This is a genomic window from Enterococcus sp. DIV0174, from assembly GCF_050529065.1.
GTDB lineage: Bacteria > Bacillota > Bacilli > Lactobacillales > Enterococcaceae > Enterococcus_B > Enterococcus_B thailandicus.
Genome location: NZ_CP172881.1, coordinates 1,453,989 through 1,479,382, shown reverse-complemented (window position 1 = coordinate 1,479,382; position 25,394 = coordinate 1,453,989). Strand labels below are relative to the sequence as shown.

The window sequence follows — 25,394 nt, the reverse complement described above, 5'->3', positions numbered from 1 at the left end:
GGAAATGCAGGTGTGAACATGAGTATTCAAGTAGAGCTACCACAACATTCTTATGAAATCATTATTGAAAAAGGTGCATTATCGAGAATCGGTCAATGGGTGAACGCTTTGTGGTCTCCACAAAAAATTTGTTTGATAACTGATAAAAATGTTGATTCACTTTATGCTCAAACAGTGAGTGAACAATTAACTAATGCAGGCTACATGGTAATCAAAGCTGTGATTGAGCCGGGCGAAGCAAGCAAATCATTGCAGCAAGCAGAAAAGTTGTTTCAGTTACTAACAGAAAAACAATTTACTAGAAGTGATGGCATCATTGCTTTAGGTGGTGGCGTAATTGGTGATCTAGCAGGTTTTGTTGCAGCAACGTTTATGCGTGGTATTCATTTTTTACAAATCCCGACGACTTTACTTGCTCAAGTAGACAGTAGTATTGGTGGAAAAACAGCAGTGAATACCTCGTATGCCAAAAACATCATTGGTGCATTTTGGCAACCTGAAGGGGTATTGATTGATCCGGATACGTTACTTACGTTAACACCAAGAAGAGTCAGTGAAGGATTAGCAGAAGTAATTAAATATGCTGCAATTGCTGACAAAAATTTATGGGAAACCTTAGTGAATATAAATGGACGAGAGGAAATAGTTCAGCAATCTGAACAAATAATTGAAGCGTGTTTAGCTATAAAAAAAACAGTAGTTGAAGCAGATGAATTTGATAATGGGCAACGACTAATTCTTAATTTTGGCCATACAATCGGTCATGCTGTTGAAAAAACTGCCGGTTATGGAAAGATTACCCATGGAGAAGCTGTTGCAATCGGAATGATTCAATTAACCAAAGTCGCGGAAAAAAAGGGTTTAACGGAAACAGGAACAACGGAAAGTTTACGTGAAATGGTGCGGAAATTTGAACTTCCTGAAGAAACAACTGAATGGCAAGAGCGTGCATTATTTGAAGCTATCACTCACGATAAAAAAGCACGAGGAAATAGAGTGAAATTAATTGTGCTCAATAAAATTGGTGAAGCAACTATTTTGCCGACCCCCTTAAATGAATTAATGGATTATTTGAAGAAGGAGGAGAAATGAGATGCGCTTTTTGACAGCCGGAGAATCGCATGGATTAGAATTAACCGCGATTATCGAAGGATTGCCAGCAGGTCTTTTCTTATCTGTTGATGAAATCAATCTTGAACTAGCAAGACGTCAGGTCGGTTATGGTCGTGGCGGCAGAATGAAAATCGAAAAGGATCGAGTAAAAATTACTTCGGGTGTTCGTCATGGCTATACACTAGGTTCCCCAGTAACATTAGTTATTGAGAATAAAGACTGGAAAAATTGGCAAACTGTGATGTCGCCTGAACAAGTTTCCGAGAAAGATGCACCCCTGCGACAAGTGACTCGACCTCGACCAGGACATGCAGATCTTGTTGGGGGGATGAAGTATGGTCACCGCGATTTAAGAAATGTTTTGGAACGATCATCCGCGCGTGAAACGGCAATACGAGTAGCGATTGGAGCCGTTTGTAAACAATTGCTTAAGGAACTGGACGTATCAGTTGCTGGGCACGTATTAGCCCTTGGAGGTTTGAGAAGTGAACTACCGGATAACTTGACAGTAGAAGAAATCAAACATCGCTCTGAAAATTCCGAATTACGTGTAGTTGATTCTAAAGTTGAAGCTGCGATGAAAGAGTTGATTGATCAGACGAAAAAAGCGGGAGATACTTTGGGTGGCGTAGTCGAAGTGCTAGTAGCAAATGTTCCAGCTGGGTTGGGAAGCTATGTCCATTGGGATGAAAAACTAGATGCGAAAATCGCCCAAGCAGTGATGAGTATCAATGCTTTTAAAGGTGTCCAGTTTGGCTTAGGTTTTACTATGGCAAACTTGCCTGGATCAAAAGTCATGGATGAAATCACTTGGGATGGAACACGTGGATTTACTCGGCAGTCCGATAACTTAGGTGGTTTCGAAGGTGGCATGACCAATGGTGAAACGATTATCGTACAAGGAGTAATGAAGCCAATTCCAACTTTATATCGTCCGTTACAAAGTGTTGATATCCAATCAAAAGAAGCATACCGAGCAAGTGTTGAACGTTCTGACACGACAGCTGTTCCTGCAGCAAGCGTCATTTGCGAAAGCGTCGTGGCAACAGAGATAGCTAAAGCATTTTTAACAAAATTTTCTGCGGACACTTGTGGGGAATTAAAAGAAGCTGTTGACTTGTATCGCGATCGAATTGCTCAGTTTTAACGGCAACAAATAGTTTAGCTATTATTTCAGCTATGTTAGGAAGTGGGACAAAAGATGAAATTACTGACAAATCAGACGAAGCTCCGAGGCACTTTACAAGTACCTGCAGATAAATCAATTTCTCATCGAAGTGTTATGTTTGGTGCAATCAGTTATGGAGAAACTGTTATTCATAATTTTTTGCGGGCACAAGACTGCCTTTCAACGTTACAGCTATTCCGAAACTTAGGTGTCGAGATCACTGAGGAGATAGACCAAACTATTCGTATCAATGGAAAAGGGATTGAAGGATTATGTCCAAGTAGTAGTCCGCTAGATTGTGGGAATTCAGGAACAACGGTTCGGCTCGTTTCAGGAATTTTAGCTGGTGCGGCCTTCTCGTCAACGTTAATTGGAGATGCTTCGTTAAGCAAACGACCAATGAACCGAATCATTGATCCGCTGACTCAAATGAATGCTCGAATAACTGGGGCGACGGAGAAAGGTTTGTTACCTCTCAAAATCGATCAAACAAATCAATTAATACCAATCACATATGAAATGCCTGTTGCAAGTGCTCAAGTAAAATCAGCTATTTTATTTGGAAGCTTACAGGCAGAAGGTACGACAACAATTATTGAAAAAACACCTTCTAGAAATCATACAGAAGAAATGATCCAACAGTTTGGTGGGCGAATTCAGCAGTCAGGAAAAGAAATCACACTTGTTGGACCACAAAAATTAACCGGCTGTGAAGTAAATATTCCCGGTGATATTTCTTCGGCTGCGTTTTTTATTGTTGCAGGTTTGTTGTGTCCAGAAAGTGAAATTACACTAAAAAATGTCGGTATTAACCCAACTCGAACTGGCATTTTAGATGTAGTTAAACAGATGAATGGTCAAATCAAGCTAACGGAAGAAGATTCTGTTAACCAATCAGCAACGATTCAGGTGAAAACATCTGAACTTCAAGGCATCGAAATCGGAGGGGCAATCATTCCGCGACTGATTGATGAACTACCTGTGATTGCGTTACTTGCTACCCAAGCAAAAGGAACAACCCGAATTTATGATGCCGAAGAATTAAAAGTGAAAGAAACCAATCGAATTGATGCAGTGGCGACAGAATTAACAAAATTGGGTGCAAAAATCCAAGCGACAGAAGATGGGCTAATCATTGAGGGACCAACACCACTTCGAGTTTTCCAAAAAAAACAACAAGTTTCCAGCCATAACGATCATCGGATTGGTATGATGTTACAAATTGCTGCTTTGTTAGTCGAAACTGGCGAAATAGAACTAGCGGAAGCAGAAGCGGTAGCCATTTCATATCCTCAGTTCTTTGGTGATTTAGCTAAATTAGTCCAAGGTACATCAAATGAATAATTCGATTATACTTGTTGGTTTTATGGGGTCGGGAAAAACCACGATTGGCACACTCTTAGCAGAAAAACTTGCTGTTTCTTTAGTCGATTTAGATGAATTGTTCGAACAGAAATATGCGACTACGATTACACAATATTTTGAAAAATATGGCGAATCACACTTTCGTCAAGCTGAGACAAAGCTGCTTCAAGAACAATTGACTGTTTCAAAAGCACAAGTGATTTCTACTGGTGGTGGCATTATTTTAAATCAAAGAAATCGAACATTGCTAAAAAATGGTGGAAATGTTATTTTTTTAGAAGCATCAATTGCTGAGCTGTATCAAAGAGTTATTCATGACGAAAAAAATGTGAGACCTTTGGCACGACAGAAGACAGTTGCTGAATTCTCAGAACTATATCAGACTAGAAAAGCATTTTATCAAGAAGTAGCCACGTTTCAAATTGAGACGACGAACAAATCGCCACAACAAATCGTGACAGAAATTTTAGCACGCTGTTAAGAAAGCATCTCGAATGACTATTGGTAAATTGGCAAAGAAGAGTGGGGGAAAACAAGAAGTTTGTTTTGTCCTACTTTTTTACGAAATTGACTGAAAAAAAATAGTATTTCAAATAAAAAATCGTTATTTTTTATTAAATTGGACTTAAGTAGCATGCTTTTTATCGATAGGTAACGTATCCTTGAACTATCACTAGGTAATTAGGAGGAAATGCGATGAGTCGGATGGACCGTCACAATAAAAAAAACAAAGGGAAATCCTTAAAAAATAATACAGATAATCTCTTCGCTCGCCGTCAACGAAAACAGGATATTCAGCGAGAATCAGATCAACATGTAGAACAAAATCAAAGCAATCAGTCATTTTCGAATGATTTTGATTCATCAAACAACCAATTGAATCGACCATTTGATGAATACAATGAATATGAGCAATTGAATCAGCAAACAACTGAGAAAAAGAAATTTTTTCGGAAAAAGAAATCACCACAGCCACCACCAAAAGGACGAAAAAAACGTTCATGGAAGAAAATGCTTTTTGGTCTTTTCATTCTTATTCTACTTTATTCAGGTATTTCTTTTTTTGTAGGAAAATTTATGGCTGAGCATGACAGTAGTTTAGCTAATGCACCAGTTGAGACCTTTAATGGTGTTCAGTCAGAAAACGGAGCAAAAAACATTTTGATTTTGGGAAGTGATACAAGGGGAGAAGACGCTGGTCGGGCAGACACAATTATGGTTTTGCAGCTACGAGGTCCAGCGCACAAACCGAAGCTCGTTTCCTTTATGCGTGATAGCTTTGTTAACATTCCTGGTGTCGGGCAAAACAAAATCAATTCTGCTTATGCCTATGGCGGTTCAGAGCTAGTCCGGCAGACGTTAGCAGAAAACTTTGGAATCGAGTGTCAGTATTACGCAAAAGTTGATTTTCAGTCGTTTGAAAAAGTAATTGATGCGTTATTTATGTTCGGTGTGAAGCTAGATGCTGAGAAAGACCTGAATCTTGATGGTGTCGATATCAAGAAAGGGGTCCAAAAAATGGATGGCCATGTCTTATTGCAATATGCTCGTTTTCGAATGGATGAGGAAGGGGACTTTGGTCGTGTTAGACGTCAGCAACAGGTGATGAATGCAATTTTCAGTCAACTAAAAAATCCAATTAACTTACTTCGAGCACCTTATGCGGCTGGAAAAGCAATTGGGTATACTTCGACAGACGTCACCGCAACATTTATAGCTACTCATCTGCTTTCAATTGCTCGTGGTGCAACTGGCATCGATCGACTAAGCGTACCAGTTGACGGCTCTTGGGATTATGGTAACAGTGAGTATGCAGGAAGTGTCTTAGTCATTGATAATCAAATGAACCAAGATGCGATTACCACGTTTTTGAATGAATAATTTGAGTAAAGATAAGAGTGATTTTTGTTATCAGGTAGGCTCATAATGGAAACAATTTAAAAAATCCTAGGATGAAAAAATTCCTAGGATTTTTTTATTATAGACTTTAGTCATTTTTTCGCAAAGCATGTAAAAAAACCACGCATTTTATGCGTGGTTTAATTTATTTTCGTTGCTAGTCCTCAAAGCCGCATAAACCATACGAACCTTGTGCCTCGGACAATGGAATACTTACAACCGAATTTGCGTTATTTAGCCCACGACAATTGGGATTATAGTGATATTTTCGACCAGAATCCGGAGCAATATAAACCATTTGTTGGTTTTGATTTTGCTGGGCTGCAGCTTGCGCAGCGGCGGCTTGTTCCGCAGCGACTCTAGCTTGTTCTGCTTGTTCATCGGCGATCCGCTTAGCTTCAGCTGCAGCCTGCTCATCGGCAACACGTTTAGCTTCAGCTGCAGCCTGCTCTTCAGCGACACGTTTAGCTTCAGCCGCAGCTTTTTCTTCGGCGACTCGCTGTTCTTCAGCAATTCGTTTGGCTTCAGCGGCCTTTTCCTCAGCGACGCGTTTTTCTTCTGCTGCCTTTTTTTCCGCAGTAACGATGGTCTGTTCAACTTTATTTGTTCGTTCAGTTAATGCACTGCTTCCACCAGGGATTTTTCCAATCGCTGTCAACGCAATGTTTAGTTGATCTCTGGTTGGTTCTTTTTCCGCTTTTTCAACTTCTTGTTGTGCCTGTTTTGTTAAATTTTCTAGTTCTTTTTTCTTAGCTTTTTCTTTTGAAATCTCAGTAGTATCTTTAGTTGATGATTCACTTGTTTTTGATGACTTGGTTATGTTGGTCGAACTACTGGTGCTTTCTGTAGTTATAGCCGAACCAGTTCCACAGGCACCAAGAATCAGTGAAAGGGAAAAGATTATTGGCAAAAGCCATTTCTTGTATTGAACTCTTTGTGTTTGTTTTAGTTGCCAACCAACGAATGCAAAGAGTAAGGTACCCAATGTAATCGAGGCAGTTGCCTCCATATTAATTATTGATTGAAAGAATAAAACCATCCCAATCCCTGCAAGAAACCAAGTTACCCCATTTTTCTTTTTCATTTTTTCCTCCTAGATAATTTTTGCTCCCACTTATTGGCAGGTAGCGATAGTCGCCATATAGTTGTGTAAAAGTTATTTAAAGTTGGCTATCATGTATCTTTCAATATGCGTGATTTCCCTAATAAGAAAGTATACGTCATGATGCGCGCGACAAACGATCCAGAAGGAAATACTAAGGGTGGAGCACAAGATTTTCATGACAAGCGTTGGTATTTAAATATTCCACAAAGATAAAAAATTCCCCCCTCTTTGAGGGGCGGTACATAAAAATTTATTATTTAGATTCTATAAACATGTACAACTTATCTAACAACAAAGTATATATTCTACAGAAGTAAACAAATAGCTTATATTTTAGGATGTACACAAATTGACAAGTATAATAAAACTTTGATAAAATACAAATGTTTTTTTATTTTTATGTGTGATTAGTTAGAACTTACTTAAATCCTATTATAATATTTTTGTTAATGATTTTAATAAAATGATTGGAGAGAAAATGATGGATCAAAAAGCGTTTATCGAATCTATTGATTCTACAATCGATAGATTAAAAAAAGAAATTCGATTTTATAATAGAGTAATTGCTATCGGAAATATTATAAAAATAGTCTTATCAGCTAGTATCCCAATATTAATTGATCAGGCTTCCGAACACAGGTCTTTACTATTGATTGTTTCAATTGCTTCAGCAATAATTACAATTATACAAAGTGGGATGTCTGCATTTAATTATCAAGATAAAGTACAGACTTCGACAGAGTTATTAATGAAAATTGAAAAAGAAAAGTTGTTATATATAACGAAAACATCCCCATATAATAAAACAGATGAAGAAAATTTCCATTTAATCGTTACAACCCTTCAAACTGAATTAAATGATATTATCTCTGATTTTAATCAAGTTAATAACTAAAAATTTATTTAATTATAAAGTAGTGCAGATAGTACTAATTGTACAATTAAGAAAAGAGATAAGACTTTACATTCCTAAAAAAATGTAAAGTCTTATCTCTTTTCTTAATGCTATAAATTCATAATAACATTATGGACAATAAATTTAAAATTTATTCAGACTGTAGACAAACTCCTAAATTTAGAGTGTTGTTTGCAGTCTGACGACTCAAAAATGAGTCGTATAAATCAATTATAGTAATAAGTCATTGATTTCTTTAAATTCTTTATCAAGTTCTTTTTCATCATATTTTTCATATTTATCAGCTTCATGAAGAACTTTTTTAATTTCATGAATAGCCTTTCGTTCAACTAACCATTTTTTTAGGTTATGTTTTTTTTCTGGATTTTCAGATAACGTATCAAGTTCGTCTAACTCTTTATCCAGTTTATTGACAACAGAAACAATTTTGTTTACAACTTTTTCTTCTTTGTTTTCTAAATTTGACATTTATCTTCACGTCCTTTTTATTTGATAATTTAAGTATAGAACTTTGATATAGTTTATACAAATAGAAACGCTTCTTCGTGTATTCTGTGATTTTCTTTTGAAATGAGGAAAACTTTGGAGTAAAATGAACGTGGACAGAACAATATTTAGGAGGAATAAACTATGTGTACGTCTATTACTTATGTAACAAGTGATCATTATTTTGGAAGGAATTTTGATTATGAAATATCTTACAATGAAGTAGTCACTGTTACTCCAAGAAATTATAAGTTGAATTTTCGAAAGGTAAATGATTTGGATACTCATTATGCAATGATTGGTATTGCCGCTGGTATAGATGACTACCCTCTTTATTACGATGCGACAAATGAAAAAGGATTGAGTATGGCTGGGCTAAATTTTTCTGGGTATGCTGATTATAAAGAAATACAAGAAGGGAAAGACAATGTATCTCCTTTTGAATTTATTCCTTGGATTTTAGGACAATGCTCAACAGTAGGAGAAGCTAAAAAATTGTTAAAAAATATCAATTTAGCAAATATAAATTATAGTGATGAACTTCCTTTATCCCCTTTACATTGGCTATTAGCTGATAAAGAAAAATCAATTGTCATTGAAAGTATGAAAGATGGACTTCATATATATGATAACCCTGTGGGCGTTCTTACCAATAATCCTTCATTTGACTATCAATTATTTAATTTAAACAATTATCGTGTCTTATCGAGTGAAACTCCTAAAAATAATTTTTCAAATCAAATAAGTTTGAATGCCTATAGCCGCGGTATGGGAGGGATAGGCTTGCCTGGAGATTTATCCTCAGTATCTCGTTTTGTTAAAGCGACTTTTACGAAGCTGAATTCTGTATCTGGAGATTCAGAGTCAGAAAGTATTAGTCAATTTTTCCATATCTTAGGTTCAGTAGAACAACAAAAAGGTTTGTGTGATGTTGGTGATGGAAAATATGAATATACAATTTATTCTTCTTGTTGCAATGTTGACAAAGGAATATATTATTATCGAACATATGAAGACAGTCAAATTACTGCAATTGATATGAATAAAGAAGACTTAGATAGTCATAAGTTAATTAGTTATCCAATTATAGAAAAACAACAAATTAAATATATAAATTAGTTAATGTGTTGTGATTGATTATTTAATATAGATATAATACAAAAAGGCAAAGATATTTTCAAAACATTTTTTCTTGATGTGATATCCTTGTCTTTTTTGTAATGTTTTTAACTTATTGCTTTTGCAAAATTTATTTACCTGTTTTCTGGATCAACGATAGTGTATATTATGCTATCCTTGTTTGGATTTTAGGACGTTTAAAGAGGCACTTTTTTACATAACTTAATCTATAGACCTTTTAAGCATGCTGTGAGATAATAATAAAGAAGAGTTTAAAGCGCACCCCAAACCACTTACCCATAAGTGTTTTACGCTTTAAACTCTTTTATATTTGAATTCACTAAGAAGCATACCATATTTTTGAAAAAAAGTGAGAAAAAAGGCTTATAATTAGGATTTAGAGTAATTAATTAGATGTTTATTTTATAGGACTGATACTATAGATTACAAATAGTATCGTATTTCGCAATCTTAAAATTATCTTCTTACTATGAATAAGATAATAAAATTTGTATTTGTCCTTTTTAGGTAACTTATTTTAATCTATATACCTTTCTGGATCAACGAAAGTATACTTTATATAGTCATAACGTCGATGTTTTTGGCGAACATCGGGGACATCTGTTTTAACATTAAATAAAAAATAGATTGACTTGCCAATTCTACTCTTAGATGCCGAAATCTTAATGTATTTTTTTTGACTATAATATAAATTGATTAGCAATCTATCTTCGATAGCTTCAAATATGATTTCAGTACTCCAAAATTTGTACAAGTCTTTAACGAATTTATGTGTTGGGTCATAGTTGAACCACAGATAGACTCCATCAATTGCAAACATAAGATCACCTCGAAAATATTATACGAACAAACGTTTTTATTGTAAAGTTGATTTTCTGAGACGGAAGGGGCAAAAAACTATTTCTAGTGCGCTCTAGTTCGATCTTTGCGTAAATAAAAAACGTTATATTTCCTTGATTTTATGCGAAAAAGTACCAGTTTGTATTAGTGATAAACAAGTTGAGTTAAAGTTAATCTTAAAATAACCATCTTATTAAATAAGTTTACTATATTGTAACTAGTAATTAAAGAATTAATCAGGAAATTAAAATGACAAAATGAAATTTAAGTTAGCGGTTACTTTTTAAATAATTTTGCTATAAATAAAAACTGCTATTTTTCTAGTTACTAAAATCGTAAATAGAAAAATAGCAGAGTAGTCAAGGTGTAAGTTTTACAACAAAAGTTTCGTATGGACGTAAGTTAAGTTGGTCAAGTGTTGAATAAGTGGCATCGTAATTACTGATAATTGTCATTTCTGGTTTTTCAGAAAAAGAATAGAAAGTCTTTTGATCTGAAAAATTTGCGCAGACTAACCAAGTCTCGTGTTCGTAATTTCTTTTATAGGCAAAAATTGTAGGGGGAGTATCTAATAACTCATAGTTTCCCCAAATAACAATTGGGTATTTTTTTCGTAAAGCAATCAGCTTTTGATAAGTAAAGAAAAGCGAATTAGGATGATTCAAATTTGCTTCGACATTGATTTGCTCGTGATTTGGATTGATTGGGTACCAAGGAGAAACAGTTGAGAATCCTCCAAAGAGCGAATCGTCCCATTGCATAGGTGTACGTGCATTGTCACGACCTTTGGTATTGATCGCTTCAAAAATTTTTTCTTTCGCAATCCCCGCTTCTTGTTGACTATGATAAAAATTTAGACTTTCGATATCTTGAATCTGCTTGGCGGAATGAATCGGAAAATTCGTCATACCGATTTCTTCACCTTGATAAATAAATGGGGTCCCACGCATCAAATGAAGCAGGATTGCTAACATTTTCCCGCTCTCTAATGGATAGTTTAAGTCTCCCCAACGAGATAAAATGCGAGGCTGATCGTGATTGCTCCAAAATAAACTATTCCAAGCATTTTCAGGCAGGGCAGTTTGCCATTTTGAAAGCACCTTTTTTAGTTCAGGAACACTTAACTTTTTAAGTGCCCACTTTGAGTGCCCAGTTTGCTCATCTAATGCCATATGTTGAAATTGAAAGACCATTGAAAGTTCGTTTCTTTCTGGTGCCGTATATAACGGTGCAGTTTCAGGAGTCACACTTCCTGCTTCGCCAATAGTCACTAGGTCAGTTTCTTTTAAGACTTCATGATACATTTCTTGGAGGTATGTGTGTAAGTTTGGTCCGTTACCGAGTACTTCTTTTTCAGGTTGCTTTCCAATCAAATCAATAACATCTAATCGAAAGCCACCGATCCCTTTATCAATCCAAAAGCGCATCATTTCCCAAATCTCTTTTCGCATATTGGGATTCTCCCAATTTAAATCTGGTTGATGTTTGGAAAATAAATGCAAATAATACCGATTTTGTTTTTCGTTAAATGTCCAGGCCGTTCCGCCAAAAAAGGACTGCAAAGTATTGGGTGGTTCTTTTTGCCAAATATAATAATCCTGATATTTTTTATTTCCTTTTTCTGCTTCCAAAAACCAAGAATGTTGATCAGATGTATGATTAACAACTAAATCCATAATGATTCGGATTCCAAAAGACTTCGCTTTGGTAATTAATTGTTCAACATCCGCCATTGTTCCAAATTCAGCTAAAATTGTATAATAGTTGTCAATATCATAACCATTATCAACGTTAGGCGAGGAATAAACCGGTGATAGCCAAATCGCATCAATTCCCAGTTGATGCAAGTAGGGAAGGCGAGAGACAATACCGCTGATATCACCAATTCCGTCATGATTGCTGTCTTGAAAACTCTTTGGATAGATTTGATAAAAAACCGCTGATTGCCACCAAGGTATAGTCTCTTTATTGTCTTTATTCATAAAAAACTCCTTTCTGGTGAAACGTTTCTAAGAGTCGCTTGATAAAATTCAAACAAGTTCCTGACTTAGCTTTCATTATAATCAAAAAAATCAAGCTTTCAATGCTTTTTTATCGAAAAAATATTTTAGAAAGCGCTTTACAAATTAGAAGCAAGCTAGTATACTTCTCCCTGTAGAAACGTTTCACTAAAAAATGGAGGAGTAAAAAAATGAAACTATCGAAGAAAATTGGCTTATTAGGATTGACAGCTGTAATGGCACTTGGTGGATTGGCGGCGTGTGGTTCAAGCAATAATTCAGCAAAAGATAGCGAAGTTTTAAATATTTGGGGAATGGGGGACGAAGTAAAGCAGTTATCAAAAATGACTGATAAATTTACAGATGAAACTGGAATTGAAGTGAAAATTCAATCTATCCCATGGTCGAATGCACACGATAAGCTACTAACGGCTGTGGCTTCAAAAAGTGGTCCAGATGTTTTACAGATGGGAACGACTTGGATGCCTGAATTTCAAGAAGCTGGTGCATTAGCAGATATGTCAAGCTACATTGATAAATACGATGCGATGAATCCAGATAACTTTTATGAAGGTTCTGTTGAAACGACACAGTTTGATGGGAAGTCTTATGGTATTCCTTGGGCGGCAGAAACACGTGTCTTGTTTTACCGAACGGATATCTTAGAGTCAGTAGGATATAAAGAACCACCGAAAACTTGGGAAGAATTAGAAGATGCTGCGAAAAAATTAGCAGCACGTGGAGATGATAAATATGGAATCAATATTGATTCCAAGGAACAAACATTAGGGTTCATGTTTGCACGACAAAATGGTTCACCTTTGATTAAAGATAACCAACCAGAATTTGACCAAGCACCTTTTGTCGACAGTGTTGCTTACTTGAACAACTTTATCCAAAAAGGCTATGCGCCTAAGCAAGATCTTGGCTTAGATGTCAGCCAAACGTTTTCAGGCGATGCGATGGTTCCAATGTTCATTAGTGGACCGTGGATGGCAAAAACGGTGAAGGATACTGTTCCAGATATTGATGGAAAATGGGCAATCGCACCGTTACCGGGTAAAGAAAACAATATCTCATCCATGGGTGGCTCAAACTTAACTATTTTTGAATATTCAGAGAAAAAAGATGATGCGGCGAAATTTATTAACTTTATGGCACAGCCAGACAATCAGTTAGAGTGGATGCATTTGACAGACGCACTTCCAACAGCTAAAAAGACTTGGGAAAATCCTGAATTGAAAGATGATCCAATTTATAGTGTCTTCAATGAACAACTACTTAATTCAGAACCAATGCCATTAATCACACAATTTGAAGAAATCGCTCAAAACTATTTGAAACATTTTGAACAAATCTATTTAGGTGGTCAAGATGTTCAAAAAGAAATGGATTCATTCAATCAAGAAACAGAAACTTTATTAAATAAATAGTTTATCGGGCCTGAGGTCAGCAACTCGTGTCGCTATCTCGGGCCGATTTATTCAATTAAATTGGCGAAAGAATCTAATGTTTGCTTGTCAAATAGCAATCAAGCTAGCTTTCCCCATTCTAGAAAGGAAGTTCTGAAAGTGAAAAAAAGTCGAACACTTAAAGCACCATATTTATTTATTGCACCTGCACTTCTTTTGCTTTTACTTTTTTCAATCATTCCGATTTTTGTCGCTTTTTTTATTAGTTTTACTGATATGAGCTTGGTAGGGTTAGCAGATTGGTCAAAAATCAATTTTGTTTCATTCGATAACTATCAAGAAATCATTAGTGACCCGGTGTTTTTAAAAAGTATTCAAAATACGATTTTTTATGTTGTTTTGGGCGTGCCGTTAGTCATTGTCATGTCGCTAGGCTTAGCATTAATGATTAACTTTGGAAAAAATAAATTATTCTCAGCTTTTCGAATGATTTTTTACACACCAGCAATTACCAATGTGGTTGCCGTTGCAGTGGTGTTTAGTTATCTTTACAATCCAAGTTTTGGTTTCTTGAACTATTTGTTGTCTTTAGTTCATTTACCAGCTGTTCCTTGGCTAACGGATCCAACCATCGCAAAAATATCCTTGATTATCTTGGGTGTTTGGCGGGCTGTTGGAACAAATATGTTAATCTTTTTAGCGGCAATCCAAGGAATCCCCAAAGAATTATATGAAGCAGCATCATTAGATGGAGCTTCAAAAAAAGCACAGATTTTTTATATCACGATTCCGTCCTTACGTTTTTCAACTTTCTTTGTAACGGTGACAACTTTAATCGGCTGGCTTCAATTTTTTGAAGAACCATTTGTAATGACGAATGGTGGACCATTAGATAGCACGACTTCAGTTGCGTTATTCATTTATCGTAATGGGTTCCAATTCAGTAAATTTGGGTATGCCGCTGCGGGGTCATTTATTTTATTTGCGGTAATTATCCTAGTTACTTTATTCCAATTTAGAATGCAAAAACGCAATATTGAAAATCAACTATAGAGGTGTGACTGTTATGAATAAAGAATTACAAAGTAACCGACGAGTGAAATTTGTTATGGGTCTGGTTCTAACGATTGGCGCACTAGTCTGGATGTTGCCGTTTATTTGGATGCTATTATCCTCGTTAAAAACGGATATGGAAATCATGCAATTTCCACCTAGAATTTTTCCAGAAAAAGCGAGTTTAGATAATTTTATTGAATTGTTCAATGCATTTGATTTTACGACGTACTTAAAAAATACGCTGATTGTTGTCGCATTTTCTTTTTTAGGAATGATTTTTAATGCGATGGCAGGTTTTGGTTTTGCTAAATATAAATTTAAGGGAAGAGAACCTCTTTTTTATTTAGTATTAGCAACGATGATGATTCCTGGTCAAGTGACAATGATCCCCGTTTACTTGATTATGAATTCAATGAACTTGACTAATACGATGCCAGGGATTGTATTGCCAGGCTTGGTTGGAGCATATGGTATCTTCTTGTTCCGACAGTTCATGTCAGCAATCTCAAATGAGTTATTAGAAGCTGCTCGTTTGGATGGTGCGAGTGAATGGTTTATTTTTACGAGAATCATTTTGCCAATTTCTAAACCAGTATTGGCTGTTCAAGGAATTGCCACATTTATCGGTGGTTGGAACTCATTCTTATGGCCGTTGATTATGGCAAGTGATGAAAAATATTACACGTTATCAGTTGGGTTGCAGTTATTAAAAGGTCAATATGCAAACAACTATGCGTTACAAATGGCAGGATCTGCTTTTATGGTCGTACCGATTATTATTATCTTTATGTTTTTACAAAAATATATTCTAGATGGGTACAATGTGTCTGGTAATAAATAGAGGAGCTTACGCATGAAACAACAAGAAATTCTGAATTTACTTGAAAAAATGACGCTAGAAGAAAAAATCGATCAGCTGTTACAATTAGCAGCAGAATTTTATTCGGAAAACGCAGAAGAACGAACAGGTCCAATGGCTGATTTAGGCTTAACTGAAGCAACCATTGCAAATGCAGGGACAACGTTAGGGGTTTCAGGTGCAGAAGAAGCCATTCGAATCCAAAAAAAATATTTAGAAAAAAACCGTTTGGGTATTCCTACTATTTTGATGGCAGATATCATTCACGGGTTTCGTACGATTTTTCCGATTCCATTAGGGTTAGGGAGTTCATGGGATCTGGATGCTGCTGAAAAAATGGCAGAGATTTCAGCGAAAGAAGCCGCTGTATCTGGCTTACATGTGACTTTTTCACCAATGGTTGACCTCGTTCGAGATCCGCGCTGGGGCAGAGTGATGGAATCAACGGGTGAAGATTCCTTTCTAAATAGTCGGTTTGCTGAGCGCTTTGTGAAGGGATATCAAGGAGAAGATTTAAAAGAAGATTTCTTCAGAGTGGCTGCTTGTGTCAAACATTTTGCAGCTTATGGAGCAGCGATTGCTGGTCGTGATTATAACACGGTGAATATGTCAGAACGCCAGTTGAGAGAAAGCTATCTTCCCGGGTATCAGGCTGCACTAGAAGCAGGTGCTAAATTAGTAATGACTTCTTTTAACACCATAGATGGTATTCCAGCAACAGGGAATAAGTGGTTATTTAGAGAAGTTCTCAGGAAAGAACTTAATTTTCAAGGAGTTGTGATTTCTGACTGGGGTGCAGTCAAAGAACTGATTCCACACGGCGTTGCCAAAGATGAAAAAGAAGCGGCTAAACAAGCGTTGCTAGCTGGAGTAGATATTGAAATGATGACGACTTGCTACAGCAATTATTTAAGTGAGTTGATTGAAGAAGGACAAATCTCTGTCGAATTATTAGATGAAGCTGTCGTTCGAATTTTAGAATTGAAAAATGATTTAGGCTTGTTTGAACAACCATTCCGTGGGGCAGATCCAGTGAAAGAAAAAGAGATTGTTCTATCCAATGAACATCGAGAAGTCGCGTGTGAGATTGCTAAAAAATCAATGGTATTATTGAAAAATGATGATATCTTACCTTTTAAAAAAGAAGAAACCATCGCGATTATTGGCCCAGCTGCTGCTTCTAAGAAAATTTTAGGTGCGTGGTCTTGGCAAGGGAAATCAGAAGAGGCAATTTCGTTAGTTGAAGGTGCCGCTAGTTTAAGCAAGAAATTGTTAGTTGGAAACGAAGTATTTGATTATTTAGAACCAACAACTGAGGCGATTCAAGAAGCCTTATTGTTAGCAGAACAAGCAGATAAAGTTGTTATTGCATTAGGTGAATTAGAAGAAATGAGTGGAGAAGCAGCAAGTCGCAGTGATATTCGCTTACCAGGTGCGCAATTAGCATTTTTCCAACAAGTTTTGGAAATAAATGATCAAGTTGTTGTTACTTTGTATAATGGTCGTCCATTAGACTTACAGGGAATTGATGAAGCAAAAGGAATCATTGAAGCATGGTTTCCTGGGACAGAAGGTGGGAGAGCATTAGCAGAAATTCTTTGGGGTAAATATAATCCAAGTGGACGATTAAGTATGTCCTTTCCTGAAACAGTTGGTCAAGTACCGATTTATTATAATTGTGATAATACTGGTCGTCCGTTTGAGACGACACCTGATGAAAAATATGTTTCAAAATATCTAGATGTTTCAAATTATGCAAAATATCCGTTTGGTTTTGGCCTTAGCTATAGCGATTTTCGTTACTCAGCAATTTCTTTAACCAGTGATGAATTGACACCAGCAACGGAGATAACTGTTTCTGTTACGATCAAAAATCAATCAGTTTTTGCGGGTGAAGAAACGGTTCAGCTCTATATTCATGATTTAGTCGGTGAAGTTGTTCGACCAGTCAAAGAACTAAAAGGATTCCAGAAAGTTCACTTGGCACCTTTTGAAGAGAAAACGGTGGCTTTTTCGATTGATGAGTCGCTTTTGCGATATGTACACAGTAACCAAGAAATGAGCAGTGACGCAGGTGAGTTTGAAGCAATGATTGGTCCAAACAGCCGAGAAGTTTCGTCGGTGCGTTTCAACTTAAAAAATAGATAGGAAGATTAGATGATGACACAAAAAATGATTGATTTGACAGAAAAAAATAGCCATTTTTCTTTTCTGCCAACAGGTGATTTAGCAGAAATCGAAAGTCATGGGATGATGATCAACCAACTAATGGGAAATTATTTAGATGGTAGTTTAACTCAACTTTATTTAAGAGTTTATCAAGAAGAAACTATTTTATTTGCGCCAATGATCGGGTCGAATGCGCATAGTCAGTTTTTCCAAAAAGAGAATCAATTGGTGTGGAAAGGACAATTTGCAGGAGTTAGTTATCAAGTGGACTTTCAATTAGCAAACACTGGCTTGTGGTTTTGGCAAGTCAATTTGCAAGGAACGGGACAGCAAGCAGATGTGATTTATGGACAAGATTTAGGCAATGCGTTACCAGGAGCAGTTCGTTCAAACGAGGCGTATATGTCACAATACTTGGATCACCATATTACCCAAGTCGATGATAAACTTGTGATTTCTTCGCGCCAAAATCAAATTCAAGGGGGAAATTATCCTTTAGTAGAAGTAGGAAGTTTAACGAATGCTGTTGCTTTTTCAACAGATGGGTATCAATTTTTTGGCCAGAGTTATAAAGAAACAAATCAGCCAGAAGCATTGAACCAGCCATTTTTAGCAAATGAAGTTTATCAATATGAATTTGCTTATGTTGCGTTGCAGTCAGAAAAAATAACAGTTGCACAAGAGAAACAAATAATTATTTTTTATGGTGGGACACTGGCAAATCAAGCAACGGCTGTGACAAAGCCAGCTTTTTCAAAAGCAGAAGTTGTAGCCTCGTATCATTCATTAACGTTTGATCATTCGTTTATGGGGACTGAAGGAAAACAAGTAACGAAACATTTGGGCGAGCCAATTGTTGGTGAAACGATGACTAAAGAAGAAATTTTGAAGTACTTTCCTGTGAAAGAACAAGTTGAACAAGAAAATCAGCAGTTACTTTCCTTTTTTACAACCAATTATCATCATGTCGTTACCAAAGTAAAAGAGCGAGCAATGGAGCGAACGCATGGACATATCTTATTAAGCGGAACTGAGCTAGATGTTGACCGTCCCTTATTAAGTACAACTGTTTATATGCCCGGAATTTTTAATTCCCAAGTGGTCTTAGGCAATACGACAATGAATAAATTGATGAGTAATAGTCGAAATGCTTTAAATGTTATCAAGGAATCTGGTCAAAGAATCTATTTGAAACAGGGCGAAAATTGGCGGATTTTAACAATGCCTTCTTTATTTGAGATGGGACTGAATTCGGCTAAATGGTACTATAAATTAGAGGACGATTTGTTGACCATTACGACTTATACTGTGGTTGACGGCCGTGAAATCCGAACAGAGATCCACAGCCAGAAAGGGAAAAACTATACATTCGCGATTACCAACCAGCTAGTGATGGGTGCCGATGAAGCACAACCAACTTATCAGTTAGAGCAAAACAAGCAAGTGGTGACGGTAACAGGGAGTGAACAGTCAGATACACAGCAAACGTATCCTAATCTAGCTTATCGTTTCACCTTGGATCAACCGTTTCAGCTAACAGACGAATCACTGTTTTTTGCTAGTCCTAATAATGACCAGAAACTAACCATTTTCCTAATTGAAAATCAAGCAGAAGTAACAGTCAAAATTGAAGGAAGCCTAACAGGTGAATTTAAGGCAGCTAAAGCAACAACTCTTGCTGAACAAGATCAGCAGTATACAGAATATATCAATGAGTTATTAAACAACTTTGAATTAGTGCATGAAACACAAACAGTTGAGCAAATGAATTTGATTGCACGCTGGTACACCCATAATATGTTAGTTCATTATTTATCTCCACATGGGTTAGAACAATATGGCGGAGCTGCCTGGGGAACCAGAGATGTTTCGCAAGGACCAACTGAATTTTTCTTTGCTGTGAATCGACCGGAAGTTGTTGCGTCCATTATCAAAAAAGTTTATGCTAACCAATTCTCTGATGATGGAAACTGGCCGCAATGGTTTATGTTTGATCGTTACGAAACACAAAAAGCGGATGAAAGCCATGGAGATGTAATTGTTTGGCCAATGAAAGTTGTTGCAGATTACTTGGATAAAACGAGTGATTGGGGCATTCTGAACGAAAATATAACTTATACTGATCGTAAAACTTTTTTGAAAACAAATGAAGCAGAGACACTATTAGACCATATCAAAAAAGAAATTTCCTATATCGAATCCCACTTTTTACCTGGGACAGCTTTGTCTTGCTACGGTGACGGTGATTGGGATGATACGTTGCAACCATTTGATAATCAATTAAAGAAATCAATGGCAAGTAGCTGGACAGTCGCTTTGACGTATCAAGTACTGCACAAGTTAAGTATTTTGCTGAGAGAGGTCGATCAGTCTTATAGTCAGCATTTGAGTGAATTAGTTGCTAAAATAAAACAGGATTATGAAACATATATGTTCACAACCGATACTTTGCCAGGCTTTGTCCGAATGGACGCACAAAACGAAGTAGAATTGATGATCCATCCAAATGATCAGAAAACGGGCATTCATTATCGTTTGTTGCCAATGACTAGAGGAATGATTGCTGAATTACTGACGCCAAAACAGGCTGAACATCATTTAGCCATTATCAAAAAACACTTACAATTTCCTGATGGTGTTCGGTTGATGAATCGCCCAGCGGCTTATCAAGGTGGTGTAAGTACGAACTTCAAACGGGCAGAACAATCTGCCAATTTTGGGAGAGAAATTGGGTTACAATATGTGCATGCACACATTCGTTTTACAGAAGCCATGGCGAAATTAGGCAAGACAGAAGAAACTTGGCATGCACTCAATATTATTAATCCTATCGGAATAACGAACCAAGTAAAGCATGCAAAATTACGACAAGCAAATGTCTATTTCAGTAGTTCTGATGGAGATTTTAAAACAAGGTATGAAGCGGAATCAAACTTTGGTAAACTGAAAGATGGAAGTGTACCAGTAAAAGGTGGCTGGCGCATTTATTCAAGTGGTCCGGGAATTTATTTAGGCCAATTGATCTCAAGTGTTTTAGGTATTCGAGAAACAAGTCAGAGCGTAACCTTCGATCCAGCATTGCCAACTGAGCTGGACCAATTAAGCCTTCGCTATCAATTGCTAGGAAAACCAGTCACTATTCATTACCATTTAGGTTCAGGTGAATCAAAAGTGATGTTGAACCAGCAAGAATTGCCAGTTGAACATGAAAAAAATCCGTATCGAACGGGTGGCTTGAAAGTATCTAACCAGGCGATTCTAGCGCATTTACAAGCAACAAATCGAATTGATATCTATTGTTAGGAGATGAGAGCAACATGGTGGGAATTAAAGATATCGCAAAAAAAGCAGGGGTATCCATCTCTACTGTTTCGTACGCTTTAAATGGTAGCCAAAAGGTGACGGAAGAAACGAGAGAAAGAATCAAAGCAATTGCGGATGAATTAAACTACGTTCCTAATATGGCTGCTCGTACATTAAAAAGACAACAAACAAATATTATTGGTGTTTATTTAGCAGATTATGGTGGCAGTTTTTATGGTGAATTATTAGATGGAATCAAAAAAGGCTTAGCATTTTATGACTTTGAGATGATTGTTTGTAGTGGTGAGAAATCTCATTTATTCATTCCTGAACGAATGGTCGACGGTGCAATCATTTTAGATTGGACATTTGATTCACAGGAAATTTTACAGTTTGCACAACGGGGACATTCAATCGTTGTGTTGGATCGTAAACTTTCTCATGAACATGTTCGGAAAGTATTGTTAGATAATAAAGGTGGAGCAACACTGGCAGTAGGTGAAATGGTTGCAAAACAGACGAAATTTGTTCATCTGATTACGGGTTCAACAAAAGCATATGATAGTCAGCAACGTTTAGCTGCAAGTACAAAAGAGCTTCAACGATTTGGTATTGATTATCAAACAATTGAGGGGGATTTTACAGAGCCATCTGGGTATCAAGCAGCCAAAGAAATCGTAGCTAGCCAACCGGATTTTCCAATTGATATTTTTGCTTTCAATGATGAAATGGCGGTAGGTGTGTATAAATTTTTCAAAGAAACGCCGTATGAAATAGGAAAAGACGTTCGTATAATCGGGTTTGACCATATCGAAATTGGTGAGTTTTTAACACCAACGTTAGCAACGATTTCATATTCTAAACATCGTTGGGGAATGTTAGCAGCAGAAAAAATTATTCAATTGATTCAAGGCGAATCTACAGAAGATGAGCACATTTACACGACGTTTATCAATGGGGATTCCTTCAGCTAAACAGAAATCAAAATAAGCAGAACTTACTTTGTATCCAAAGATGAGTTCTGCTTATTTTTTGAGAAAAGAAAATGAAAAAATTAGGAGTTTTGGGATGTCCTAATAATAAGAAATGAACCTTAAAAAAAGCATAAAAGCTCATCATTCAATCGGATGATAGGTGAAGCCACTACCTGTAACTTCAGCAACATTATTTGCGATAACGAAAGCAGTTGGATCGATTTCTTTGATCAATGGTTTGATCCGAGTAAATTCCTGATCCGTCGTGACAATCAGTAAGACTTCTTTAGGCTTTCGATTATAGCCGCCTTTTGCTTCTAATAAAGTCAAACCGCGACCAATCTCCGCAGTTAAACGAATACGGATTTCTTCTAATGAATCTTCACTCATAATCATAATTGATTTCTTACGATTGAGACCAGTTTCGATATAGGTCATGACAATTGAAGTAATAACAATGGAGAGAATGGCATAAAGAAATTCTTCAAAACCGAAAATAAGTAAGTTTAAGGAGACTACCACAGCGTCAGTTAACAGCAACCCAATGGATGTATTCAAGTGAAAATATTTTTTAAAGATTAACGGAGGGATGGTCGTTCCACCACTAGAAGAGTTGTTGTTGTATAAAATCGCAACACCTAAGGCAAAAATGGCACTACCAAAAATAACTGATAGTAGGCGATCAGAGGTCACCATTGTCTCAGGGACGATGGCAATCACAAGGGGAAAAACGATGCTACCAAAAAGAACTTTTAAAAATAATTTTTTGCCTAAAAAGAGAATAGCAAGCACTAGCATGAGACTATTCAAAGCCAAAATAACTAAAGCACGATTCATTCCAAAAGCGGATTCAAATAAAATACCTAGCCCACTAACACCGCCAGCCGCTACATGGTGAGGGCCTAAAAATAAGTTGATACTTACACCTAAAATAAGTAAAGCAAAAAGAATTTTTATGTAAGTCCAAATAAAATCTTTTGTTTGTCTCATTCATCCACATCCTAAACACATTTTGTTTTAATTCCTTTTTTTCAAGTAGTTCATTGTAACCTAATTTTTGTGTAATGTTAACTATGGTTTGTGTTTTTTTTTAGGCATAGCGAACATTTCTTTTGATTTGAAAAATAATGGATGTAGTTGAATCAACTTCGAAAAATCACTACACTAGGTGAGAAGAAGCTTACGGGAGGGCTAGAAATGGGCAAAAAGGAAACAAATGCAGCCGTTATGGATAAAGCAAGAAATGTTTTCAGCAAAATGGCGTGGCTGAACAAATTAACAATGGAAAAACGATTAGAAGGCTATCAGCCATCAGAAGTCCACTGTATCGAATTCATCGGGAAAAATCAGGACTCAAATGTGACTAAGCTTGCTAGTTCATTATTTATGACAAGAAGTGCAATTAGTAAAATAACTAAAAAATTAGTGAAAAAAGGCTATATCGAAAGTTATCAAAAACCTGACAATAAAAAAGAAGTTTATTTCAAATTGACTGGGAAGGGAAAAGAAGTTTTTGAAGTGCACGAACGGACACATCAAGAATTTCAGCAACGAGACCAAGTGATTTTTGACCAAGTGACGGAACAACAGTATGAAGAATTAGGGCTTTTTTTAGCAAAGTATGACCAACATCTAAATCAGGAAATCGAGAAATTAGGTTTGTGAGAAGAAAATTTAGAGAGCAAAATGTTGACTGAAAATAGAGCGAATCATTCGCTCTATTTTTTTGCGTAAAAATTGTTGACAAGGACACAAAAAAGAATATTATTTTGTTGCCTGGGACACAATATGATATTTATAACAAAGGAGTTTTTTATGTTTTCTAATCAACAAAATACGATCAAATCACGTAATCAAATCGACCAAAAGGCTTTTCTTTTTGGTTTGATCTCAGTTTTTCTTTCAGGCATTGGTTTTACAATTGTTTCACCTGTGATTCCATTTTTAGTTCAACCTTATATCAGTAATCCAGCCAATCAAGCACTTGCAGTGACAGCACTGACTTCTGTATATGCTGTTTGTGTTTTTCTGGCAGCTCCTGGATTAGGTGCATTAAGCGATCGCTTTGGCCGACGAGTTGTGTTGCTGATTTGCTTGTTAGGTTCAACAATTGGCTATTTAGTATTTGGTTTAGGTGGTGCACTTTGGATTTTATTTCTTGGTCGGATAATTGAAGGGTTCACGGGAGGGACGATTGGTACGATTTTTGCCTATTTTTCAGATATCACTCCAGCTGAGGAACGAACGAAATATTTTGGCTGGATTAGTGCTGTTACCGGTGTTGGTGTCGTATTCGGACCAACGATCGGTGGTTTACTTGCTAATTTTGGTTATGCAATTCCAATGTTTGCCGGTGCTTTTGTAACGTTTCTCAATTTTTTATTTGGGTACTTCTTTATGCCAGAAAGTTTAGCAAAAGAAAGTCGCTTGACCGCAGTTCCTGTTAGTCGCTTAAATCCATTTACCCAATTAAAAAATATTCTTTCCATTAAGCAAGTCAGTCGTTTATTGTTCGCCGGTTTTTTGCTTTGGATTCCAAACGGTGCATTTCAAGCAGTGTTTTCTCAATTTACGATTGATTCTTTTCACTGGCAGCCGACAGTTATCGGTTTAGTTTTTTCAATAATTGGTATTCAAGATATTTTTTCTCAAAGCTTAATCATGCCTCGACTACTAAAATGGCTCACGGATCGTCAAATTGTTACCTTAGGAATGAGTGCTGAAATTGTTGGCTATGTATTGATTGCTTGTTCGACAATTTTTCACCAACCAAGTTTATTTATTATCGGAATGTTTATCTTTGGTTTTGGTGATTCAATTTTTGGGCCAGCGTTCAACGGCCTCTTATCTAAAGCAGTTACACAACAGGAACAAGGACGCGTGCAAGGTGGAAGTCAAGCAATCCAATCGTTAGCAAGAGTTATCGGACCATTGATTGGTGGACAGCTATATGTCTCGCTGGGACATTCTGCGCCAGCAGTTATGGGGATTTTCTTGATTTTCTGTGCAATTGTAGTGATGTATCAAACCATTCAAACAGTAATAGTTAAACATTAATCGTTTTACTGAAAACAGGTGAAGCTCTTCAAAAATAACTTGAAAGCTTCACCTGTTTTATTTGACAGCTAAGGTACAGCGTCCGACTGCGATTTTTGTTTGTTGATTTAAAAAAATGTCTGCATGCCAAACTTGTAAAGAGCGTCCAACTTTGTCTGGCACAGCAATGACAGTTAACGTACCCGTCTGTGTTTTATTGAGATGATTTACTTGTAGATCCACACCAACAGCAAAATGAGGTTGCTCTAAATGTTGATTTGCGCCAAGGCTACAAGCTGTTTCAATCAAAACGCCATTGATTCCGCCATGTAGATAGCCATAAGGTTGCAAATGAATGGCGTGGATGTCTAAAGATAAGACAACTTTTTCTGGAGAAAGTTCTAGCGTTTTGATTTGTAAATGTTCCAGTAAATTCATACAAATATCACTCCGTTCTTTTTCTTAGTATAACAGAATACTAAAAATTCCGCGGATTTTTAACCGTTTTCTTTCGTTCTTGTGTATAATAAAAAGGATGAATTGAAGGAGGAAA

The 25,394-nt window shown here is 36.5% G+C and carries 21 protein-coding genes and 1 pseudogene; 16 read left to right on the top strand and 6 right to left on the bottom strand.

What is annotated here, in order from left to right; translation table 11 throughout:
• Window positions 1-18: 18 nt before the first annotated feature.
• The 5 genes from aroB (at window position 19) to IGJ93_RS07010 (ending at window position 5,527) form a co-directional block, all read left to right on the top strand.
• A complete protein-coding gene (gene aroB, locus IGJ93_RS07030) occupies window positions 19-1,092 on the top strand; it encodes a 3-dehydroquinate synthase (protein ID WP_071868424.1) in 1,074 nt (357 codons plus the stop codon).
• Window position 1,093: 1 nt separating this feature from the next.
• On the top strand, window positions 1,094-2,260 hold the full coding sequence (gene aroC / locus IGJ93_RS07025; protein ID WP_071868423.1) for a chorismate synthase: 1,167 nt from the start codon (window positions 1,094-1,096) through the stop codon (window positions 2,258-2,260).
• A 54-nt stretch (window positions 2,261-2,314) separates the two neighbouring features.
• Window positions 2,315-3,625, top strand: a complete 1,311-nt coding sequence (gene aroA / locus IGJ93_RS07020) for a 3-phosphoshikimate 1-carboxyvinyltransferase (protein ID WP_067482205.1) — start codon at window positions 2,315-2,317, stop codon at window positions 3,623-3,625.
• Complete coding sequence (locus IGJ93_RS07015; protein ID WP_067482203.1) at window positions 3,618-4,127, top strand: shikimate kinase; 510 nt, start codon at window positions 3,618-3,620, stop codon at window positions 4,125-4,127. The genes aroA and IGJ93_RS07015 overlap by 8 nt, the downstream gene beginning before the upstream one ends.
• A gap of 215 nt (window positions 4,128-4,342) precedes the next feature.
• Window positions 4,343-5,527: an LCP family protein gene (locus IGJ93_RS07010; protein WP_430596888.1), complete on the top strand. Its 1,185-nt coding sequence runs from the start codon at window positions 4,343-4,345 to the stop codon at window positions 5,525-5,527.
• Between the two features lie 175 nt (window positions 5,528-5,702).
• On the opposite strand, the gene IGJ93_RS07005 is transcribed toward IGJ93_RS07010, so the two are convergent.
• On the bottom strand, window positions 5,703-6,629 hold the full coding sequence (locus IGJ93_RS07005; protein ID WP_067482199.1) for a hypothetical protein: 927 nt from the start codon (window positions 6,627-6,629) through the stop codon (window positions 5,703-5,705).
• 81 nt (window positions 6,630-6,710) lie between these two features.
• Here IGJ93_RS07005 and IGJ93_RS07000 point away from each other — a divergent pair.
• Together IGJ93_RS07000 and IGJ93_RS06995 are read left to right on the top strand one after the other, a co-directional pair.
• Window positions 6,711-6,863 (top strand): annotated as a pseudogene (locus IGJ93_RS07000) (N-acetylmuramoyl-L-alanine amidase); the annotation flags it as partial.
• A 250-nt stretch (window positions 6,864-7,113) separates the two neighbouring features.
• Complete coding sequence (locus IGJ93_RS06995) at window positions 7,114-7,545, top strand: DUF4231 domain-containing protein (protein WP_172843727.1); 432 nt, start codon at window positions 7,114-7,116, stop codon at window positions 7,543-7,545.
• Between the two features lie 231 nt (window positions 7,546-7,776).
• Here IGJ93_RS06995 and IGJ93_RS06990 read toward each other — a convergent pair whose 3' ends face one another.
• Complete coding sequence (locus IGJ93_RS06990) at window positions 7,777-8,034, bottom strand: hypothetical protein (RefSeq protein WP_002295273.1); 258 nt, start codon at window positions 8,032-8,034, stop codon at window positions 7,777-7,779.
• A 162-nt stretch (window positions 8,035-8,196) separates the two neighbouring features.
• Between IGJ93_RS06990 and bsh the strand changes: the two genes are divergently transcribed.
• Window positions 8,197-9,171 (top strand): choloylglycine hydrolase, encoded by a 975-nt coding sequence (bsh, locus tag IGJ93_RS06985; RefSeq protein ID WP_067482195.1) that lies wholly within the window; start codon window positions 8,197-8,199, stop codon window positions 9,169-9,171.
• Between the two features lie 538 nt (window positions 9,172-9,709).
• Here bsh and IGJ93_RS06980 read toward each other — a convergent pair.
• Together IGJ93_RS06980 and IGJ93_RS06975 are read right to left on the bottom strand one after the other, a co-directional pair.
• The gene (locus tag IGJ93_RS06980; protein ID WP_067482193.1) at window positions 9,710-10,012 is read right to left on the bottom strand and encodes a DUF5960 family protein; all 303 of its coding nucleotides are present in this window, start codon (window positions 10,010-10,012) and stop codon (window positions 9,710-9,712) included.
• Window positions 10,013-10,391: 379 nt separating this feature from the next.
• A complete protein-coding gene (locus tag IGJ93_RS06975) occupies window positions 10,392-12,014 on the bottom strand; it encodes a glycoside hydrolase family 13 protein (RefSeq protein ID WP_067482191.1) in 1,623 nt (540 codons plus the stop codon).
• Window positions 12,015-12,223: 209 nt separating this feature from the next.
• On the opposite strand from IGJ93_RS06975, the gene IGJ93_RS06970 reads away from it, so the two are divergent.
• From IGJ93_RS06970 to IGJ93_RS06945, 6 genes are all read left to right on the top strand, one after another.
• The gene (locus tag IGJ93_RS06970) at window positions 12,224-13,465 is read left to right on the top strand and encodes a sugar ABC transporter substrate-binding protein (protein ID WP_067482189.1); all 1,242 of its coding nucleotides are present in this window, start codon (window positions 12,224-12,226) and stop codon (window positions 13,463-13,465) included.
• A gap of 138 nt (window positions 13,466-13,603) precedes the next feature.
• The gene (locus IGJ93_RS06965) at window positions 13,604-14,497 is read left to right on the top strand and encodes a carbohydrate ABC transporter permease (protein ID WP_067482187.1); all 894 of its coding nucleotides are present in this window, start codon (window positions 13,604-13,606) and stop codon (window positions 14,495-14,497) included.
• Window positions 14,498-14,510: 13 nt separating this feature from the next.
• A complete protein-coding gene (locus tag IGJ93_RS06960; protein WP_067482185.1) occupies window positions 14,511-15,341 on the top strand; it encodes a carbohydrate ABC transporter permease in 831 nt (276 codons plus the stop codon).
• A 12-nt stretch (window positions 15,342-15,353) separates the two neighbouring features.
• Complete coding sequence (gene bglX, locus IGJ93_RS06955; RefSeq protein ID WP_067482182.1) at window positions 15,354-17,507, top strand: beta-glucosidase BglX; 2,154 nt, start codon at window positions 15,354-15,356, stop codon at window positions 17,505-17,507.
• A 12-nt stretch (window positions 17,508-17,519) separates the two neighbouring features.
• Window positions 17,520-20,831, top strand: a complete 3,312-nt coding sequence (locus IGJ93_RS06950; RefSeq protein WP_430597048.1) for a GH36-type glycosyl hydrolase domain-containing protein — start codon at window positions 17,520-17,522, stop codon at window positions 20,829-20,831.
• Window positions 20,832-20,845: 14 nt separating this feature from the next.
• Complete coding sequence (locus tag IGJ93_RS06945; RefSeq protein ID WP_067482178.1) at window positions 20,846-21,805, top strand: LacI family DNA-binding transcriptional regulator; 960 nt, start codon at window positions 20,846-20,848, stop codon at window positions 21,803-21,805.
• A gap of 141 nt (window positions 21,806-21,946) precedes the next feature.
• On the opposite strand, the gene IGJ93_RS06940 is transcribed toward IGJ93_RS06945, so the two are convergent.
• Window positions 21,947-22,795, bottom strand: coding sequence for a YitT family protein (locus IGJ93_RS06940; RefSeq protein WP_067482176.1), 849 nt, complete (start codon window positions 22,793-22,795; stop codon window positions 21,947-21,949).
• A 207-nt stretch (window positions 22,796-23,002) separates the two neighbouring features.
• On the opposite strand from IGJ93_RS06940, the gene IGJ93_RS06935 reads away from it, so the two are divergent.
• Together IGJ93_RS06935 and IGJ93_RS06930 are read left to right on the top strand one after the other, a co-directional pair.
• Complete coding sequence (locus IGJ93_RS06935; protein ID WP_067482174.1) at window positions 23,003-23,470, top strand: MarR family transcriptional regulator; 468 nt, start codon at window positions 23,003-23,005, stop codon at window positions 23,468-23,470.
• 150 nt (window positions 23,471-23,620) lie between these two features.
• Window positions 23,621-24,862, top strand: a complete 1,242-nt coding sequence (locus tag IGJ93_RS06930; protein ID WP_067482172.1) for an MFS transporter — start codon at window positions 23,621-23,623, stop codon at window positions 24,860-24,862.
• A gap of 57 nt (window positions 24,863-24,919) precedes the next feature.
• On the opposite strand, the gene IGJ93_RS06925 is transcribed toward IGJ93_RS06930, so the two are convergent.
• Complete coding sequence (locus tag IGJ93_RS06925) at window positions 24,920-25,279, bottom strand: PaaI family thioesterase (RefSeq protein WP_430596887.1); 360 nt, start codon at window positions 25,277-25,279, stop codon at window positions 24,920-24,922.
• Window positions 25,280-25,394 lie beyond the last annotated feature (115 nt).

Bases quoted from the DNA above. Each gene is read 5' to 3' on its own strand.
- aroB (WP_071868424.1), top strand. From the start codon at position 19: ATGAGTATTCAAGTAGAGCTACCACAACATTCTTATGAAATCATTATT.
- aroC (WP_071868423.1), top strand. From the start codon at position 1,094: ATGCGCTTTTTGACAGCCGGAGAATCGCATGGATTAGAATTAACCGCG.
- aroA (WP_067482205.1), top strand. From the start codon at position 2,315: ATGAAATTACTGACAAATCAGACGAAGCTCCGAGGCACTTTACAAGTA.
- IGJ93_RS07015 (WP_067482203.1), top strand. From the start codon at position 3,618: ATGAATAATTCGATTATACTTGTTGGTTTTATGGGGTCGGGAAAAACC.
- IGJ93_RS07010 (WP_430596888.1), top strand. From the start codon at position 4,343: ATGAGTCGGATGGACCGTCACAATAAAAAAAACAAAGGGAAATCCTTA.
- IGJ93_RS07005 (WP_067482199.1), bottom strand. From the start codon at position 6,629: ATGAAAAAGAAAAATGGGGTAACTTGGTTTCTTGCAGGGATTGGGATG.
- IGJ93_RS06995 (WP_172843727.1), top strand. From the start codon at position 7,114: ATGATTGGAGAGAAAATGATGGATCAAAAAGCGTTTATCGAATCTATT.
- IGJ93_RS06990 (WP_002295273.1), bottom strand. From the start codon at position 8,034: ATGTCAAATTTAGAAAACAAAGAAGAAAAAGTTGTAAACAAAATTGTT.
- bsh (WP_067482195.1), top strand. From the start codon at position 8,197: ATGTGTACGTCTATTACTTATGTAACAAGTGATCATTATTTTGGAAGG.
- IGJ93_RS06980 (WP_067482193.1), bottom strand. From the start codon at position 10,012: ATGTTTGCAATTGATGGAGTCTATCTGTGGTTCAACTATGACCCAACA.
- IGJ93_RS06975 (WP_067482191.1), bottom strand. From the start codon at position 12,014: ATGAATAAAGACAATAAAGAGACTATACCTTGGTGGCAATCAGCGGTT.
- IGJ93_RS06970 (WP_067482189.1), top strand. From the start codon at position 12,224: ATGAAACTATCGAAGAAAATTGGCTTATTAGGATTGACAGCTGTAATG.
- IGJ93_RS06960 (WP_067482185.1), top strand. From the start codon at position 14,511: ATGAATAAAGAATTACAAAGTAACCGACGAGTGAAATTTGTTATGGGT.
- bglX (WP_067482182.1), top strand. From the start codon at position 15,354: ATGAAACAACAAGAAATTCTGAATTTACTTGAAAAAATGACGCTAGAA.
- IGJ93_RS06950 (WP_430597048.1), top strand. From the start codon at position 17,520: ATGACACAAAAAATGATTGATTTGACAGAAAAAAATAGCCATTTTTCT.
- IGJ93_RS06945 (WP_067482178.1), top strand. From the start codon at position 20,846: ATGGTGGGAATTAAAGATATCGCAAAAAAAGCAGGGGTATCCATCTCT.
- IGJ93_RS06940 (WP_067482176.1), bottom strand. From the start codon at position 22,795: ATGAGACAAACAAAAGATTTTATTTGGACTTACATAAAAATTCTTTTT.
- IGJ93_RS06935 (WP_067482174.1), top strand. From the start codon at position 23,003: ATGGGCAAAAAGGAAACAAATGCAGCCGTTATGGATAAAGCAAGAAAT.
- IGJ93_RS06930 (WP_067482172.1), top strand. From the start codon at position 23,621: ATGTTTTCTAATCAACAAAATACGATCAAATCACGTAATCAAATCGAC.
- IGJ93_RS06925 (WP_430596887.1), bottom strand. From the start codon at position 25,279: ATGAATTTACTGGAACATTTACAAATCAAAACGCTAGAACTTTCTCCA.